The sequence below is a fragment of the Sagittula sp. genome (assembly GCF_052825245.1).
The window spans coordinates 1-16,545 of record NZ_JBRBWD010000043.1; the positions used below are offsets into that span (position 1 = coordinate 1).

The 16,545-nt window shown below is 62.5% G+C and carries 16 protein-coding genes, 1 tRNA gene and 1 pseudogene; 11 read left to right on the plus strand and 7 right to left on the minus strand.

Translation table 11 applies throughout. From position 1 onward, the window contains the following. From ACU0DV_RS18830 to ACU0DV_RS18840, 3 genes and pseudogenes are all read left to right on the plus strand, one after another. A pseudogene (locus ACU0DV_RS18830) lies at positions 1 to 1,137 on the plus strand (hypothetical protein); the annotation flags it as partial. An 82-nt stretch (positions 1,138 to 1,219) separates the two neighbouring features. After that, positions 1,220 to 1,936, plus strand: a complete 717-nt coding sequence (locus ACU0DV_RS18835; protein ID WP_446240817.1) for a DUF3800 domain-containing protein — start codon at positions 1,220 to 1,222, stop codon at positions 1,934 to 1,936. Next, complete coding sequence (locus ACU0DV_RS18840) at positions 1,933 to 2,391, plus strand: hypothetical protein (protein WP_446240816.1); 459 nt, start codon at positions 1,933 to 1,935, stop codon at positions 2,389 to 2,391. The genes ACU0DV_RS18835 and ACU0DV_RS18840 overlap by 4 nt, the downstream gene beginning before the upstream one ends. Positions 2,392 to 2,553: 162 nt before the next feature. Here the strand turns inward: ACU0DV_RS18840 and ACU0DV_RS18845 are convergent, their stop codons facing one another. The 6 genes from ACU0DV_RS18845 to ACU0DV_RS18870 all read right to left on the minus strand — a co-directional run bounded on the left by ACU0DV_RS18845 (position 2,554) and on the right by ACU0DV_RS18870 (position 7,744). Then, on the minus strand, positions 2,554 to 2,808 hold the full coding sequence (locus ACU0DV_RS18845; protein WP_446240815.1) for a hypothetical protein: 255 nt from the start codon (positions 2,806 to 2,808) through the stop codon (positions 2,554 to 2,556). 192 nt (positions 2,809 to 3,000) lie between these two features. Beyond that, positions 3,001 to 4,059: a type IV secretion system protein gene (locus ACU0DV_RS18850; RefSeq protein WP_446240814.1), complete on the minus strand. Its 1,059-nt coding sequence runs from the start codon at positions 4,057 to 4,059 to the stop codon at positions 3,001 to 3,003. Next, positions 4,059 to 4,469: a hypothetical protein gene (locus ACU0DV_RS18855; protein ID WP_446240813.1), complete on the minus strand. Its 411-nt coding sequence runs from the start codon at positions 4,467 to 4,469 to the stop codon at positions 4,059 to 4,061. The genes ACU0DV_RS18850 and ACU0DV_RS18855 overlap by 1 nt, the downstream gene beginning before the upstream one ends. Positions 4,470 to 4,654: 185 nt before the next feature. Continuing rightward, positions 4,655 to 6,199: a relaxase/mobilization nuclease domain-containing protein gene (locus tag ACU0DV_RS18860; protein WP_446240812.1), complete on the minus strand. Its 1,545-nt coding sequence runs from the start codon at positions 6,197 to 6,199 to the stop codon at positions 4,655 to 4,657. Next, positions 6,193 to 6,633 carry a plasmid mobilization protein gene (locus tag ACU0DV_RS18865; RefSeq protein ID WP_446273560.1) on the minus strand — a complete coding sequence of 147 codons (441 nt, stop codon included), beginning with the start codon at positions 6,631 to 6,633 and terminating at the stop codon, positions 6,193 to 6,195. Before ACU0DV_RS18865 ends, ACU0DV_RS18860 begins: the two co-directional genes overlap by 7 nt. Before the next feature lie 19 nt (positions 6,634 to 6,652). Next, positions 6,653 to 7,744 carry a helix-turn-helix domain-containing protein gene (locus ACU0DV_RS18870; RefSeq protein ID WP_446240811.1) on the minus strand — a complete coding sequence of 364 codons (1,092 nt, stop codon included), beginning with the start codon at positions 7,742 to 7,744 and terminating at the stop codon, positions 6,653 to 6,655. Between the two features lie 179 nt (positions 7,745 to 7,923). On the opposite strand from ACU0DV_RS18870, the gene ACU0DV_RS18875 reads away from it, so the two are divergent. Then, a tRNA-Ser gene (locus tag ACU0DV_RS18875) sits at positions 7,924 to 8,013 on the plus strand. Positions 8,014 to 8,139: 126 nt separating this feature from the next. Here the strand turns inward: ACU0DV_RS18875 and ACU0DV_RS18880 are convergent. Then, a complete protein-coding gene (locus ACU0DV_RS18880) occupies positions 8,140 to 9,783 on the minus strand; it encodes a Na/Pi cotransporter family protein (protein ID WP_446240810.1) in 1,644 nt (547 codons plus the stop codon). Positions 9,784 to 9,931: 148 nt separating this feature from the next. Here ACU0DV_RS18880 and ACU0DV_RS18885 point away from each other — a divergent pair, with 148 nt between their 5' ends. The 7 genes from ACU0DV_RS18885 (at position 9,932) to ugpB (ending at position 16,542) form a co-directional block, all read left to right on the plus strand. After that, complete coding sequence (locus tag ACU0DV_RS18885) at positions 9,932 to 10,741, plus strand: DeoR/GlpR family DNA-binding transcription regulator (RefSeq protein ID WP_446240809.1); 810 nt, start codon at positions 9,932 to 9,934, stop codon at positions 10,739 to 10,741. Positions 10,742 to 10,783: 42 nt separating this feature from the next. After that, positions 10,784 to 11,752 (plus strand): phosphate/phosphite/phosphonate ABC transporter substrate-binding protein, encoded by a 969-nt coding sequence (phnD, locus tag ACU0DV_RS18890; RefSeq protein ID WP_100929657.1) that lies wholly within the window; start codon positions 10,784 to 10,786, stop codon positions 11,750 to 11,752. Positions 11,753 to 11,821: 69 nt separating this feature from the next. Further along, positions 11,822 to 12,616, plus strand: a complete 795-nt coding sequence (gene phnC, locus ACU0DV_RS18895; RefSeq protein ID WP_100929656.1) for a phosphonate ABC transporter ATP-binding protein — start codon at positions 11,822 to 11,824, stop codon at positions 12,614 to 12,616. After that, positions 12,613 to 13,437 (plus strand): phosphonate ABC transporter, permease protein PhnE, encoded by an 825-nt coding sequence (gene phnE, locus ACU0DV_RS18900; RefSeq protein ID WP_100929655.1) that lies wholly within the window; start codon positions 12,613 to 12,615, stop codon positions 13,435 to 13,437. The genes phnC and phnE (ACU0DV_RS18900) overlap by 4 nt, the downstream gene beginning before the upstream one ends. Further along, on the plus strand, positions 13,437 to 14,252 hold the full coding sequence (gene phnE / locus ACU0DV_RS18905; protein ID WP_446240808.1) for a phosphonate ABC transporter, permease protein PhnE: 816 nt from the start codon (positions 13,437 to 13,439) through the stop codon (positions 14,250 to 14,252). Before phnE (ACU0DV_RS18900) ends, phnE (ACU0DV_RS18905) begins: the two co-directional genes overlap by 1 nt. Positions 14,253 to 14,254: 2 nt before the next feature. Further along, positions 14,255 to 15,154 carry an HAD-IIA family hydrolase gene (locus ACU0DV_RS18910; protein WP_254698156.1) on the plus strand — a complete coding sequence of 300 codons (900 nt, stop codon included), beginning with the start codon at positions 14,255 to 14,257 and terminating at the stop codon, positions 15,152 to 15,154. Positions 15,155 to 15,240: 86 nt separating this feature from the next. Beyond that, complete coding sequence (gene ugpB, locus ACU0DV_RS18915) at positions 15,241 to 16,542, plus strand: sn-glycerol-3-phosphate ABC transporter substrate-binding protein UgpB (protein ID WP_446240807.1); 1,302 nt, start codon at positions 15,241 to 15,243, stop codon at positions 16,540 to 16,542. The last annotated feature ends 3 nt before the right edge of the window (positions 16,543 to 16,545 follow it).

Consider the following 16,545-nt stretch of genomic DNA (forward strand, 5'->3'; position numbering starts at 1 on the left):
CTTTCATGCTGCCCGGTGCCATCCATTACCATCCGCACGGCGCGCTCGCGCACTTCTGGTGAATACTTGTTCGTTGTCTTTGTCATGATGCTCCATCCTACTCATGAGTTGGAGCCTCCGGCAAACCCGGCGCGGTTCACCCTGTCAATCTCAGAAGCCGGGGACCCGGGTGAAGCCCCACCCCCGCCCAAGCCGACGACGCAGATCGAAGTTATCCCCGAACGCGCCAACCTTGAGATCAAATGGCCGAACGTGGTTCGTGTGGAGTCCGTCGTGCGACGCGAACTGTCCGTAAACTGGTCGAGTGTTGGAACGCTAAATCTTGATCCCGCCTCCACGCCTATCAGCGCAGACTTAGCCCCTGCTTTAGGCGGAGCAACGGACTTAGGCAAAGTCTCCTCGATTGACTTGGAAAAGCTCCCAGACGGCTTCAGGCTTCAACGCCTCGTGTTTCAAGCGGCCCGAAAAGGGTTCGCTGGCTTGCATCATAGCTTTAAAGGGTCAGAAGATCTGCTTGCCGCGCAGCTCGTCCGGATTGTCGAGGAATTCATCGACTCCGGAGCGCTGCAAATTCCGTCGCTCTTTCACTCCGATCCTCTACGGCGCCGCATTCTGATCGCTCTCAACATAGATCTGGTTGTTCAGCACCTTATGCAAAGTGTGTTTGAGCAGAACAGAACCAAGTTGACGCCGATATTCGACGAAGAAAACCCAATCGGGTCTACGGGACAGATGCGCACTTGGTACACCACCAAGCCCAATTTCCCTGCTATTAAGTCACATATCAGCCATCTAGTTGGGGATTCCTCTTGGGAAGGGCATGCTGCCAATCTGTTCGAAAAATCGAGTGAAGTTCTTTCCTATGCAAAGAATGACCATCTTGGTTTTCAAGTTCAGTATCTGTGGTCCGGCTCCCGCAGGCGCTATGTGCCAGATTTTCTCATAAGATACTCCAATGGGAAAATCTTGGCCCTTGAGATCAAGGGGAAGGATAGCCCTCAAAACAAAGCAAAACGATCCGCGTTGGCTGAATGGGTCAAAGCTGTAAATGAAACTGGTGGCTTTGGCACTTGGTGTTGGGATGTAGCTTTCGCACCATCTGACATTGAGGATATAATAGCTCGTCACGTTGGGTGACGGGGTGGCGAAGGTCAGTGGTTAAAAGCTAGGCTTGCTAAATTCGACCCCAAAAAATCGAAAACGCGCAACGAGATGAGATATGCCGCCCAAGAATATTAACATATACTGCGACGAGAGCTGCCACCTTGAAAATGATAGGGAGGCGGTAATGGTACTTGGGGGCATTTATTGCGACGAATCTGACGTAAGGAGAGTTTCGGGCGCTATAAGGGGCATAAAGGATCGCCATGGAGTTTCTCCTGAATTTGAAATAAAATGGACGAAAGTATCTCCTGGCGCTCTGTCTTTTTATAGAGAGCTTGTCGCATTCTTCCTGAATGACCCATCTGTGAGATTTCGCGGTGTACTCATTCCAGATAAATCTATCCTCGACCACAAAGCGTATGAGCAGACGCACGATGATTGGTACTATAAAATGTACTATTATATGTTGCGCTACGTTTTCTCTGCACCTCACGCGTACTCTGTTTACATCGACATTAAGGATACTCAAGGGGCGCAAAAAACGCGTAACCTGCACGATGTCCTTTGCAATAGCATTCACGACTTCGACCATCAAACGATCAGGAAAGTACAGCAAATTCGCTCGCACGAGAGCTCTCTCCTTCAGCTTGCGGACTTGCTAATTGGAGCCATTGCATATGAAAATCGGGGAATGGTTGGCAGCCCAGCTAAACTGCAATTAATCGACGATCTAAAATCTGGCTTGGGGGACAAAATTCTAACAAGAACGTCCTCTTTTGGAGCGACGAAGTTCAACCTGTTGCGTTGGCAGCCAAATGGTGACGCGGCATGAGTGCACCAGACCTACTACATTTCGAAGATCTTGACGGTGACTGGGATCGCTACGAAGCGGCCCTCTACCAAGTGTTTGAGCAAGATATCATTAAATTTGACTTGAGTTTCCGCGGTCATCCAGTCAACGCGAGGCGGGCACCAGAACATGAGCGTAAGTGGGCCTGCTTTTGGCACCTGATATCCGAAGGTCGTGTCGAGGACGACCGACTTCCCGATTTACGCAGATGCGAGCGCATCCGCTGGGTCAGATGGGTGATCGAAAACGCTGACGTCTGCGGGGATATCGATGTCTGGCAGAACCGCCGCAATGGAGAGACGAACTGGTTACTTTGGTATCGTGAAGAGTACTTGGTTATCCTAGCCGCTCGGACGGGATATTTTTTGTTGAGAACGGCCTTCTGCACCGATCGTGAGCACCGTTGCCAAAAACTGAGGAGAGAGCGCGATAAGTAAATCTGTGCAACTTCTACGACTGAGGCCGCGCCGGTTTCCCGGAGCGGCCTCGAATACTCCTTCTACACATGGCAGATGAGCTGTCCGAGATATGTACCTTGGAACCATGAATGTCAAGTGAACAGGGAGAGCGCCGACTGTGTCTTGTAGGATTTTGGAAGGCTAGCCGTCATCCGAGTAGTCCGCCGAGAGCTGCTCAAGCGTGGCGACGATGAAGTCTTCAATATCGGCCACCCGCAGGCCATGGTCCAGCGCCAAGCGGCGCACCAGTCGTTCGATCCGTGCGTCTTTGGGTCCATAAAGGACCCAGTCATCCAGGAGGTGACTGTCTGGATGCGCTCTGGCAGGTAGCTCGTCTACGGCTTGGGACTGAACAAATGCACGCAAACGCTGGCGCCGCTTAGCATCGTCACGCATTCTCAACCAAATCGTTCCTTGCATCCATGGTGTCGCCGATCGTCTGTGCCACATTTTGGTTGAGTAAGAGGTGGGGCTGTCTGCCCCCCGCGCCCGACGGCGCTCCCCCGAGGATATTTAAGGGAAGATGAAAACGAGCAAAGGCAAAGTACTGCATCCCTTGCCGCAGCGCAGTTGTCAGTCGTCGAACCATCACCGTTTCTTCGTCTCGTCCGCACTGAGGCGCTCCGCGCGGTCCATCATGCGTTGCATCTTGGCCCCTGTACCGGTTGAGGGGCGGGGATCTGTTGCGGCGGCTGAGGAACGGGTCGCGTCCGCTCCTGGATTCAACCTCCGGCTTGCATCGCTCTTTGCATTTGAGGACATTCGGTTCGGTTGCATCGGGCGGGATTGCGGCATCATTCGCCGGACACTGCCTCCAACGGTTGCGGCTGCCCAGCCTGCCTGCAAGTTGCCCGATATCATCGGTACGATGAACGGGATCGCCACGACCATCACAAGCGAAAGTATGACTACAGCCAGAAAGGGAAGCGTCGCTCCAACCTGCTTGACAGAATCCGGCGATCCGATCTGGCCGACCAGCTGGCTCACCAGGCCGAAAACCATCGAGAAAACGCCAGCCATCACGACCGGGTAAAGGGCGAAACTCGCCAGCGAAGACACCCATCGATGGAAATAGTCCTTCGTCACCGGGAACATCGAGCAGAGAATCATGATGGGCGCGATACCTATCAGGAATGTCATCATCATCTTTGCCAGGACGAGAACAGCGCCCGCCGCGCCGCCGATTACAGCCAGAAGAGCCATGAAGAAGACTCCCATCACAGCCTTGCTGACCGCCCCCATATGCGATGTGGCCGAGTTGCCGTATTCGGCCAGTCTGTCGAGCTGAAGGTCAAAACGAAGGGCGAAATATCTGGGTCCCGCGAGGTCTACCCCGATTGCCGAGCCAACCAAGCGCCCAGCCAGTTCGTCGAGGCCGTCGATAATATGACCGCTGACGAAGTTAAAATTTGCCCAATTGAACGCGAATATGTTGATCAAAGCGATTTTGAATGACAAGACCAGCAGCTCCTTCCCGTCCATGGGGCGGATTTGCCAAGCCATGTTGATGAACAGAACGATCATCGCGAGGGTCGCGGCCCCGACAACTATCGTGCCGGAGACCTCCGCGACCGCCGCGAACTGCGAGGTAGCCACTTTCTCGAGACCCTCGTCTGCGGCTGATACGATAAAGTTAACGATACCCATCACTCAGGCTCCTGGCACTGAGTGCGTAACCGATCCCGAAGATCGGAAATGACAGGGAAATACTCTTCCGCCGACCATGCGATGTGCAGGCTGTCGGTGGCGGTCGGGGCGGCAAAACCCAGTTCCGCGTACTCGTCCTCGATGATCGCCCAGTCGGGCCATAGAGCCTCGCAATCGCAAGAACCGGCCTCCAGCGCCATCTGATGCCGCTTCAAGCTATAGAGGTCGTCCGCTGCCACTGAGCGCCATGAATCTCGAAATGACCGGAAAGTCAGATGTTCCGGTCGCGGGCGGATTGCGCAACCGTAGCGGTCGGTCTCTGCGGATTGGATGGAATTTCTCAACTCGATCTGGTCCGCCATCACCGGATCGGCAATCAAAGCCAGAAATAAGATAGCTCGATAAATCATGCGGTTACTCCCGTCGTTTGTTCGGTGTTGCGTGTCGCGTGTCGCGTGTCGCGTGTCGCGTGTCGCGTGTCGCGTGTCGCGTGTCGCGTGTCGCGTGTCGTGTGCTGCCTGTCCCCTGTCCCCTGTTCAGTGTTACGGGTTGCTTGTTCAGTGTTGCGTGTCCGGGGGAGAGCTGGATTTGCCCTTCAATGGCGTAGGCCATGCACGTCCTCCTCGATCTCGTCTGTCACCGCGTCCGGAGGCGCTTCTGCGCCTCCAGCGCGAGCGACAGACTGTCCTTCAGCTTCGACGGTGCCTGCGCGGTGTCGGGGCCATCCTGCATCCAGCCGTTCAAGGCTTCGACCAATGAGAGCTGCGACCTGAGCAAAGCGATCATGGAGACGCGTAACCCATCCAGCTCCGTCCGCCTGTCCTGCCCAGAGGCGGTCAACTCCTGCGCGGATGCCTTCGAGGCTTCCGTCAACTGCTCGACGTAGCCCAACAATTCGCGTTCGAGTGGCGTCAGACCATCCATCACTCACTCCTTCGGGATCGTCAGACAGTCCACGGGTTCCCCTGCCAGCGAACAGCGTGTCAGCGCCGCGCGGCCGCTGCGCGGGATCAGATAGACCGCCTCCGGCCGCTCGATCACCCTGAGCCCCATCGTGTTCAAGTTCGGCGTCAGCCATGTCATGACTGACCAGGTCGAAATCCCGGTGCAGATCATCAGGCAGCAGGCCACCAGCATCGGCCACATCAGAGCCTTCCATTCCGGTCGAGCTGCGTTCGCGCTCTGCCGCATGAGGTGCTTCCTCACGCGCAGCAGGTAGCCTTCCGTATCGGTCTTGATTGTAGCCAGCGCGTTTTCGGCAATGACCGTCAAATCGGTCCTGAAGTTCTGCAACTGTGTGTTGATCGAGGCGGCGTTCTCGGCCCTGATCCGCTCCATGTCCGCGTTCAATTTCTCGCTCAGCCGTTGCTTCGGCTCTCCAGTCTTCATGGAAAATTTCTCCTTTCAGGCGAAACCGTTCTTCGGTCTCGGGGTCTTTGACGGTGAGGTAATTCTTGCCTGCTCGGGGCACCTCAAAGCCTGCATCGGTCAGGGCGGCGACCATGCCGGTGCGATCCTCGATCAGCCCCATGGAAATCTGGTCGGCGATCCAGGCATGGAGCCCGTCGCGCCCGGCAGCGCGGTCCGGGGCTTCCGTGACCGGCTTGACCTCGGCCACACGCTCCATGTCCATGGGGTCGGCCCAGCCGTGGGTCTTGTTCATCAGGTCGCGGAGGCTGTCGAAGGCACGTTCATAACCAGGCGGGGCGATGTTGAGGCTACGCCCGCTGTGCAGCTCCATGCGTGGCGTGCAGAAATGCAGCTCGACGCGATCCTCATGGGTGTGGCGCACCCAAAGGCAGGCGTAGCGGTCGGCATCGAGCCCGGCGAAGGCGATCTCCTCGAAACGGTCGATCACCTCGTGCTGCTGGTCCTCGGTCGGGGCGTCCTCGCGGGCGAAGCTGACAACACCGGCGCGATAGGTCCATTTGTGCGGGCAGGCGTCGATCAGGTCGGTCATGCCATGGGGATCGCCGCGCACGACCTCCGGCAACGGCTCGCGCGTCACGGTCATCGGCTGGCCGGACGCGTCGCGGATCAGATCGCGGTTGTCGTCATAGGCCAGTACGGTGCGGGCGATCAGGTATTCGACCGGCCCCGCGCCGCCGCCCTTGCCGTTGGGGAAGAACTTGATCAGCATCCGGGCGGCCTCCGGTGCTGGGCGATGATCTCCGCCAACCGCCGCTCGATGCCGACCAGCGCCGCCGCAACGCGCAGGGCCTCGATCTCGCTGGCCCGGCCCGCGCGGGTCGCCGTGTTGAGCCACCGCGCAATCTGGTTGAGGTTCCCGCCATAGCGGGACACAGCCAGAACGAGCGTGGGATCGACGCGGGGCGCGGGCTTGCGCCGCCGAGACTGCGTGGCCCACATGGCCTCCCGCAGAAGCTCGGCGGCTGGCAGACCGGCCGCTTCGGCTTTAGCCCGAAGCGCGGCCTTCTCTTGCGTCGAGCATCGGAAAACGAAGGTTTCCGTGCGCGGCTCTTTTGCGCGGCCTTGGGCCGCGCCGGTGGGGTTCGAAGGGGAGGCTTGCCACCCCTCGCAAGGCCCCATGTCAGAAGCTTCAGCGTATGACATGGGTCGCCTTGCTCTTTGCCTACCGGTCATGACTGCGCACTCCGCCTGTGAAGTTTCTAAGTTCGGCGATCAGCGCAGTAATCACTGCGTCTCCACGAGTGGTCTTCCGCGCTAGGCCGATGAAAGCCGCAGCTGGATTGCGCACGGCGAAACGCCCCATGCGAACGGAGTTTCGATCTGCGATTAGCAGGCAGAGAACGGCCCTTAGCTCGCCAAGTTGGTCGCGCACCACATCCCACTCCATGCAGGATATGCCGAGCATCTGCGCTCGCTCTCGCGCCGCCAGAAAGATCGTTGGCAAGCTCGGTAGGTAGGTCTCTCCAGCCGCTTCAGCGTAGATTGCGATGACTTCCCGCAAATCCTCGTTAGCCAACGTGAGAACTTGCGCTGGCGTGATCTTAACGCTGGCTTGCGGCCTACAGGTTTCGATTTTCTCTTTCCGATCGGTATTAGGTCGGACCGAATTGTCCGACGGCGCGGCCTCAACTGTCTGACCAGGTGCGGGTGAAAACTCGGTAAGAATTGCTTCGAGTGCGTCAATGAGCGCATTCATGCGGCCCGCGTCCCTTACCTCGGAGGGGCGGAGGCGCGGGAAGGCCTCACGGGCGGCACTGAGCGCTTCAGGTACGTCCAGGCCACGTATCTGACGGATCAGGTCGTTCAGCTGGTCGCGATCCCTCCTCAGCCCCTGCGCGGCTACTGATGTCTGCCGGACGCGCGCCAAGAGCTCTGAGGCGCGGTTTATAAGCGGCGCGAGGTTAACCCCGCCCGCCAAGACAATGCGGCCATCGTCACTGCGTCGTCCGAAGCGCCGTCCATTCGCCGCGCCGGTCCTAACGATCAGGCCGCGCTGTTCGAGCCGGGTCTCAATCCGTGTGACCCTGCGAATGTGGAAGTTCATGCGGTCGGCCAAGCCCGCCACACGTTCCCAGACGGCACAGATACGACCGGGCAAAAAGTCCTCTGCGCGGGCCAGTCTGAACAGGCTGCGTAGATAGGTCAGGTCCTCGTCACGCAAGCCCAAGTCCGTGCGCAGCTTTGCGAGTATGTCGAGCAGCTCAAACGGCTTTATGCCTGCGGGCAGACCGGAGTGTGTCAGCGTGGTGCTCATACCGCCCTCCCGAAGCTTGCGAGAGAGGGCACAACACTGTACGCTATGGTCAGACCTACATTTGAAGTGCCGTCGGTGGAAGTTGCAGCTTCCCCGGCGGTTTTTCTTTGTCTGCAGTACGGTCGAAAGCCGTTTACAATTGGCCGGTAAGCCCCTGATCTTTGGTCGTGAACAAACAGGGCTCGTTTACAGGAAAAACATTTATTCTCAATATTTTCAGGCGGATTGCAAATCCGTGTACACCGGTTCGATTCCGGTACTCGCCTCCACATAAAATCGTGATCCTAGCGGACAGCGCCCTTCGGGGCGCCGATTTTTTGTGGGCAGTTTTCCATGTATTCGTCGTTTTCGGCCCGGATGGGCGGATGCCTGAGCGATCCTTCAGGCGTTTCGTATCAGGCGTTTCGCGTCAGGCGGCTGCCGAGGAAGGCGCCGGCCTCTTCGAGGATCGGGTAGGCCGCGTAGGTGAAGGACGTGTTGATCTGCTTCAGCAGGCGCAGGCACTCCTGGTGCATGTTGGTGCTGGCCACGCTGTCCGACCTGCGGTCCTGAAGCCGCTGCAGGTGGCGTTCCTGCAGGCGCTGTTCCAGTCCCCGCATCTCGTCCTTCTGGGCCACGAGCTGCCGCGCGTCGTCGGGGTTGCCGGTGGTCAGCACGCCCATCGCAAGCTGAGCGTTCGAACAGACCACGTCGTGCAGCCGTTCCAGATCGTTCAGACCCTCGCCGGAGAAGCTGACCGCCTTGCGGTGCATCTTGCGGGCGATGGCGAGCATGTTGACGGCGATGCGGTCGGCGGCCTCTTCCAGCCCGTTGGCCACCGTCACCAGTTCGAGGGTCTGGCGCGACTGGCTGTCGGACAGGTCTCCGGCGCGCAGGCGGGAGATGTAGAGTTTCGATTCGTAGTGCATCCGGTCGACCGCCTCTTCGAGCCGCAGGATGCGCGCCTCGGCCTCCGCGTCCCAGGCGCGGTAGAGCGGCTTCACCTGCACGAGCATCGCCTGGACCGTCTCGCCCATGCGCATCAGTTCGCGGCGGGCGCAGGCGATGCCAAGGCGGGGGTCGGTCACGGCGTCGGGGTCGAGCGCGCTCAGGTCGTCCTGCAGCGCGTCGGGGTCCGAACGCACGACATGGGCGGACGCGTTGAGGAAAAGGCCAGGCCACGGCAGCACGAGGAGGGTCAGGACAAGGTTGAAGAGGATGTGCAGCGTGACGGCGCGGGTCCCTTCCTCCAGCCCCGGGAGGAGTGCGGGCGTTTCGAGGAAGTAGAGCGCGAGGAGGCCAGCGACGGCGAGGCTCCCCCTTGCGAGGGTGTTGGCGGTGACGACCACGCGCACGTCGCGGACGGTGCCGGAAAGCAGCGTCATGGGGATGATCGCCCCGCCGAAGTTCGCGCCCAGCACGAGGGCGGCGGCCACCGGCGCCGTGGTCAGCCCGGTCGCGGCAAAACTGGCCACGGTCAGCACCGCGGCGAGGCTGGAGTGCATGGACCACGCCAGAAGCGCGCCCAGCACCCAGGCGCTGAGCAGGTCCCCGGCGAGGTAGGCCGCGATGGCACGCACGATGTCGTTGGCGGCAATGGGGGCCGTCGCGGCGCGGATCATGCCGAGCGCCAGCAGGATCAGCGCGAGGCCGATCAGCACCCGGCCCGCCTGTTTCAGCGCGTGGTTCTGCTTGCGGAAGTTCAGGATGACCCCGGCCAGCAGCAGGACGGGGATCGCGCTCTGGATCGGCAGGAAGAGGACGCGCGCCATCAGGGCGGAGCCAAGTTCTGCGCCGACGATCAGCACCAGCGCCGCCGCGGGGGCGATCGCGGCGGAGGCGATGAAGCCGCTGGCGATCAGGGTCACGGCGGTCCCGCTTTGCATCAGCATCGCCGCCAGCATACCGCCCATGGCCGCCGTCAGGCGGTTGCGGCACAGGTTGCGCAGGCCCTGCCGCACCTGGGACATGAAGGCACGCTCAATCCCCGTGCGGACCAGCCGGACCGCCCACAACAGCAGCGCCACGGCCGCCGACAGATGTATGAGGAAACCGATCACCGGTGCCCCTGCCCTTTCCACAATAGTCTTTTTGAATCGAGGTGTTTGACCAAAGACGACCGCAAAGATGAGGCATATGCAACAAAAATGATTGTAAAACGAGTGCAAAGCCACAAACATGGCCGGGAAACACGAGTCAGGACGCAACGTGGCAGTGACCGGCATCCAATCCCCGAAACCCGACACGGCGCCGCCGAGGCTGCGCAAGTCGGAGCGGCGTGAGCAGATCCTGCTGGAGTTGAAGCTGCGTCCGCACCTGCGGATTTCCGAGCTGGCGGAACGCTTCAACGTCTCGACCGAGACCGTGCGGCGCGACTTCGACGCGCTGGCCGACGACGGGCTGGTGGCGCGGGCGCATGGCGGGGCGATGGCCACCGGCGCGGGGCATTACCCGGGGCTGGACGAACGCGCGCATGCCCGCATCGGGGAACGCGAACGCATCGGGCGGCGCGCCGCGGCGCTGGTCGAGGAGGGCGAGACGCTGATGGTCGACAGCGGGTCGACCACGATCCAGTTCGCCCGGGCGCTTGCCCTGCGCGGCACGACCTGCACCGTCATCACCAATTCGATCCCCGTGGCCATGACGCTGGCGCAGGGCCCGCAGCAGGTGCTGCTGTGCCCGGGAGAATACCTGCCCGCCGAAAGCGCGGTGGTGGGGACCGACACGCTCGACTACCTCGCGCGGTTCAACGTCGACCGCTGCATGATCGGCGCCTCGGGGCTGACGGAGGACGGACCCTCTGAGAGCGTGCGGGGCTTTGCCGCCGTGAAGCGCGCCATGCTGGGCCGCGCCGCGCGGCGCCATCTGCTGATCGACGCGGAGAAATTCGGCAAACGGGGTCTGAACACGGTTGGAGGACCGGGAGACCTCGACAGCGTGATCGTGGATCGCGTGCCGGGGCCGGAGATTGCCGGGACACTGACGGCGGGAGGCGTCGAGTTCATCCTGGCGGACTGAAAACAACGCGGTGAAACTGCCGCACACAAGGGAGGAAAACACATGACACAGACACTCAGGCTGATGCTCGGCGCGTCGGTGGCGGCGCTGCTGGCCACGGCGGCACAGGCGCAGGACTGCCCGAAAGGCGACCTCGACGCGCGGTATTGCGATGCGGACGGCGACCTCGTGGCGGACGTGCCCACGGACGAAAGCCAGTGGATCGACCCGGACACGCTGGTGTTCGCCTACACGCCGGTGGAGGATCCCGCGGTCTACAAGACGGCATGGTCGGACTTCCTCGACCACCTCAAGGAAAAGACCGGCAAGGACGTGATCTTCTTCCCGGTGCAGAACAACGCCGCCCAGATCGAGGCGATGCGGTCGGGCCGCCTGCACATCTCGGGCTTCAACACCGGGTCGAACCCGCTGGCGGTGAACTGCGCGGGCTTCCGTCCCTTCACCATCATGGCGTCGGCGGACGGAAACTTCGGCTACGAGATGGAGATCATCACCCATCCCGAAAGCGGCATCGAGAGCGTCGAGGACATCAAGGGCAAGCAGATGGCCTTTACCTCGCCCACGTCGAACTCCGGCTTCAAGGCGCCCTCGGCGATCCTGAAGGCGGAATACGGCATGGAGGCTGAGACCGACTTCGAGCCGGTGTTCTCCGGCAAGCACGACAACTCCATCCTCGGCGTCGCCAACCAGGACTACCCGGCGGCGGCCATCGCCAACTCGGTCATGCACCGGATGCTGGACCGCGACGTGATCACCGAGGACCAGGTCAAGTCGATCTACAAGTCGCAGACTTTCCCGACGACCGGCTTCGGCGTGGTCTACAACCTCAAGCCCGAGCTTCAGGACCAGATCAGGGACGCGTTCTTCAGCTTCGACTGGGAGGGCACGTCCCTGCAGGAGGAGTTCTCCAAGTCCGACGAGGCCCAGTTCATCGAGATGAACTACAAGGACTTCTGGGAGGTGATCCGCAAGATCGACGCCGCAAACGGCGTGTCCTACGCCTGCGAATGATCCTGCCCCGATAGAAACCAACGGACAGGGCGCCCTTGCGTCCTGTCCCTGAACGGCTGGGGAACGGGAATGCTGCGCCTCGAGAAACTGACGAAAACCTACAAGACCGGCGACATGGCCCTGAAGGCCATCGACCTCGACGTGCCGTCGGGGCAGGTGCTGGCGCTGATCGGGCCCTCGGGCGCGGGCAAGTCCACCATGATCCGCTGCATCAACCGGCTCGTGGAACCGACCTCCGGCGCGGTGATGCTGGACGGCACGGACCTGACGAAACTCGGGTCCGGGGCGCTGCGCCGGGCGCGGCGCGAGATGGGCATGATCTTCCAGGAATACGCGCTGGTCGAACGGCTGACGGTGATGGAGAACGTCCTGTCGGGCCGGCTTGGCTATGTCGGCTTCTGGCGGTCGTTCCTGAGGAAGTACCCGCAGAAGGACGTGGACGAGGCGTTCCGCCTCTTGGACCGCGTGGGCCTTCTGCACATGGCCGACAAGCGCGCGGACGAGCTGTCCGGCGGGCAGCGGCAGCGGGTCGGCATCTGCCGCGCGCTGATCCAGGAGCCGAAGCTCTTGCTGGTGGACGAACCCACCGCCTCGCTCGACCCCAAGACCTCGCGCCAGATCATGCGGCTGATCTGCGAGCTTTGCGCCGAGCGCGGGCTGGCGGCGATCATCAACATCCACGACGTGGCGCTGGCGCAGATGTTCGTGCCGCGCGTCGTGGGGCTGCGCTTGGGCGAGATCGTCTTTGACGGGCTTCCGACCGCGCTGAGCCCCGACAAGCTGACCGAGATCTACGGCGAGGAAGACTGGGAAGCGACGATCCAGAAGGACGAGGACGGCGAAGCGGTGGAGGCGGCAGAATGAGCGCCGGCACCCATCGCGAGCTGGACGACATGCTGGGCCGCGGCTGGCGCAAGCCGCCGCTGATCCGCAACACCGCCCTGCGCTGGGGCCTGATCGCCGCCTTCGGCGTCTACCTCGTGGCGGCGGTCTCGACCATTCCGGTGGACTGGGGCCGGGTCTACGAGGGGCTGGACCGCGGCTGGCAGTTCGTGCTGGCCTTCACCCACCCCGATTTCGTCACCCGCTGGTCGGACATCTGGGACGGTCTGGCGGAAAGCATCATCATGACGGTCGCGGCCTCGGTCGTGGGTATTGCCATCTCGATCCCCATCGGGCTGGGCGCGGCGCGCAACATCGCCCCCCTGCCCGTCTACGTGATCTGCCGGGCGATCATCGCGATCAGCCGGGCCTTGCAGGAGATCATCGTGGCGATCCTGCTTGTCGCGATCTTCGGCTTCGGCCCGCTGGCGGGCTTCCTGACGCTGTCGTTTGCCACCATCGGCTTCCTGTCGAAACTGCTGGCCGAGGACATCGAGTCGATGGACCGCGTGCAGGCCGAGGCGATCCGGGCCAGCGGCGCGCGCTGGATGCAGTGGATCAACTACGGCGTCCAGCCGCAGGTCATGCCGCGTCTCGTGGGCCTCTCGATGTACCGCATCGACATCAACTTCCGCGAAAGCGCGATCCTCGGGCTGGTCGGCGCCGGAGGCATCGGCGCGACGCTGAACACCGCCTTCGATCGCTACGAGTACGACACGGCAGCGGCCATCCTGATCCTGATCATCGGGATCGTCATGGCGCTGGAGTACCTCTCCGGCGTGATCCGCGCGAGGGTACAGTGATGGCGGTTCTGACGCAGGACGGCAAACAGGTCTGGCGCCGCAGGACCACCGGGCAATCGCTGGTGCGCTGGTTCGGCTGGCTGATCGGCGTGGCGGTGTTCCTCTTCTGCTGGCAGCGGATCTCCGAGGCGACGACGTGGTTCTTCGTCTGGGACGCGCCGCGCATCGCGGGCGACATCTGGAGCCGCGCAACCCCGCCGCGCTGGGAATACATCACCCAGCTCGGCCGCCCGATCTGGGACACGCTGAACATCGCAACCCTCGGCACGCTGATCTCGCTGGTCCTGGCGATCCCGGTGGCCTTCCTCGCGGCCCGCAACACCACGCCCTCCCGCGTGCTGGCGCGGCCGATCGCGCTTCTGGTGATCGTCTCGACCCGCTCGATCAACTCCCTGATCTGGGCGCTCCTCCTCATCGCGATCATCGGGCCGGGGGTCTTCGCGGGCGTGGTGGCCATCGCCATCCGCTCTGTCGGGTTCTGCGCCAAGCTGATCTACGAGGCCATCGAGGAGATCGACCACAGCCAGGTGGAGGCGATCACCGCCACGGGCGCCTCGCGCTGGCAGGTCATGGCCTACGGGATCGTGCCGCAGATCCTGCCCGCGCTGGCCGGCGTCGCGGTCTTCCGCTGGGACATCAACATCCGCGAGTCGACCGTGCTGGGGCTGGTGGGCGCGGGCGGCATCGGGCTGCAACTGCAAAGTTCGCTCAATGTGCTGGCCTGGCCGCAGGTCTCGCTGATCCTGCTGGTGATCCTCGCTGCCGTCGTGATTTCCGAATGGGTGTCGGCCAAGGTCCGGGGGGCGATCATTTGAGCATGACGCTGGAAACCGCCTTTGCCGCCTACGAGGCGGTGCGCCACCGCCTGCCGCCGCCGGTGGCAGGCCGCCCCGCACCGGAGCGTGCCCGGACGCTGGCCGACGTGGCCAGCCGCTACGACGCCTTCCTGCTCGATGCCTTCGGGGTGCTGAACATCGGCGAGACGGCCATCGAGGGCGTGGCGGAACGCATCTCGGACCTGCGGGAACTGGGCAAGCAGGTGCTGATCGTGTCGAACGCCGCCGGGTTTCCCCATGCCGCGCTGATGGAGAAATACGCCCGGCTCGGCTACGACTTCGCACCGGAGGACGTGATCACCAGCCGCCGGACGCTCTTGGCGAACCTGAACGGTCCGGCCGGGATGCGCTGGGGGCTGATGGCGACCCCGGCGACGGGTCTGCGCGATCTGGAAGACCTCGACCTGATCTACCTCGAGGAAGACCCGGCGGCCTATGCCGATGTCGACGGTTTCCTGATGATCGGCAGTGCCGCCTGGACGGAGGCACGGCAGGCCCTGCTGGAAGCGGCGCTTGCCGACAGGCCGCGCCGGGTGCTGGTCGGCAATCCCGACATCGTGGCGCCGCGCGAAACCGGCTTTTCGGTGGAGCCGGGGCATTTCGCGCACCGGCTGGCCGACCGGACGGGCGTCGTGCCGGAGTTCTTCGGCAAGCCCTTCGCCAACATCTACGAGCTTGCGATGGCGCGGCTGGACCCCATGCCGCCGCGCGACCGCATCCTGATGGTCGGCGACAGCCTGCACACCGACATCCTCGGCGCGCAGGCGGCGGGCATCCATTCGGCGCTGGTGGCGGGCTACGGCTTCTTCGCCAGCGGCGATCCCCATGCGGCCATCGCGAAGTCCGGCATCGTCCCCGACGTTATCGTGGACCGACCGTGACGGGACGTTAAACTCTCAACCAGTGCGGGCAAACCGCGCATGTTTTCGGCCAGAGAAGCCGATATCAACCAACGGAGGAGAAACTCATGAAACTGACCCACACCTTACTGGCAACGGCGGCGGCCATCGCGACCGCGGCCCCGGCCATGGCCCAGACGGAGATCCAGTTCTGGCATGCCTTCACCGGCCGCCTCGGAGAGCTGGTGGCCGAACAGGTCGAGACCTTCAACGGCCAGCAGGACGACTACACCGTCGTCGCCACCCACAAGGGCAACTATTCGGAGACGCTGAACGCCGGGATCGCCGCCTTCCGCGCGGGCGAGCAGCCCGACATCCTGATGGTCTTCGAGGTCGGCACCGCCACGATGATGGCCGCGCAGGGCGCCGTGAACCCGGTCTTCGAGGTCATGGGCGAAGGCTTTGACCAGTCGCAGTACATCGGCGCGGTGAAGGGCTATTACACCTCCGCCGACGGCAACATGCTGTCGCTGCCGTTCAACTCCTCCACGCCGGTGCTGTGGGTGAACCGCACCATGCTGGAAGAGAGCGGCATCGACCCCGATGTCGACCTCTCGACGTGGGAGCAGGTGGGCGAGGTCCTCGACCAGCTGAAAGAGGCAGGCGTCGACTGCCCGCTGACCACCGCGTGGCAAAGCTGGATCCACCTCGAGAACCTGTCGGCCTACCACGACGTGCCCTTCGCCACGAAGGCCAACGGGTTTGAGGGCACCGACACGGAGCTGGTCTTCAACTCCGAGGCGCAGGTGGCGCACATCCAGGCGATGGGCGAGTGGGCGCAGGACGGCAAGTTCGTCTACACCGGCCGCCGCAACGAGGGCGGCGCCAACTTCCGCGGCGGCGAATGCGCGCTCTTCACAGAAAGCTCGGCCGGTTACGCGGGCATCAAGGCCGAGGCCGACTTCGACTTCGGCGTGCGGCCCCTGCCCTACTGGTCCGCGCTGGTCGACGCCCCGCAGAACACCATCATCGGCGGCGCGTCGCTCTGGGTCATGGCCGGACAGTCCGAAGAGGAATACGACGGCGTGGCGGAGTTCCTGAAGTTCCTCTCCTCGCCGGAGATCCAGGCCAAGTGGCACCAGGACACCGGCTACCTGCCGATCACCCAGGCCGCCGCCGACCTGACCGCCGAGCAGGGCTTCTACGAGGAGAACCCGGGCACGGACGTGGCGGTCAAGCAGATGACCACGAACGAGCCCACGGAGAACTCCAAGGGCATCCGCCTCGGCTCCTTCGACCAGATCCGCACGATCATCGACGAGGAACTGGAGGCCGTCTGGGCCGGTGACAAGTCGGCACAGGAAGCGCTGGATTCGGCGGTGGAACGCGGCAACCCGCTGCTGCGCCGCTTCGAGCAATCCTCACGCTGATCG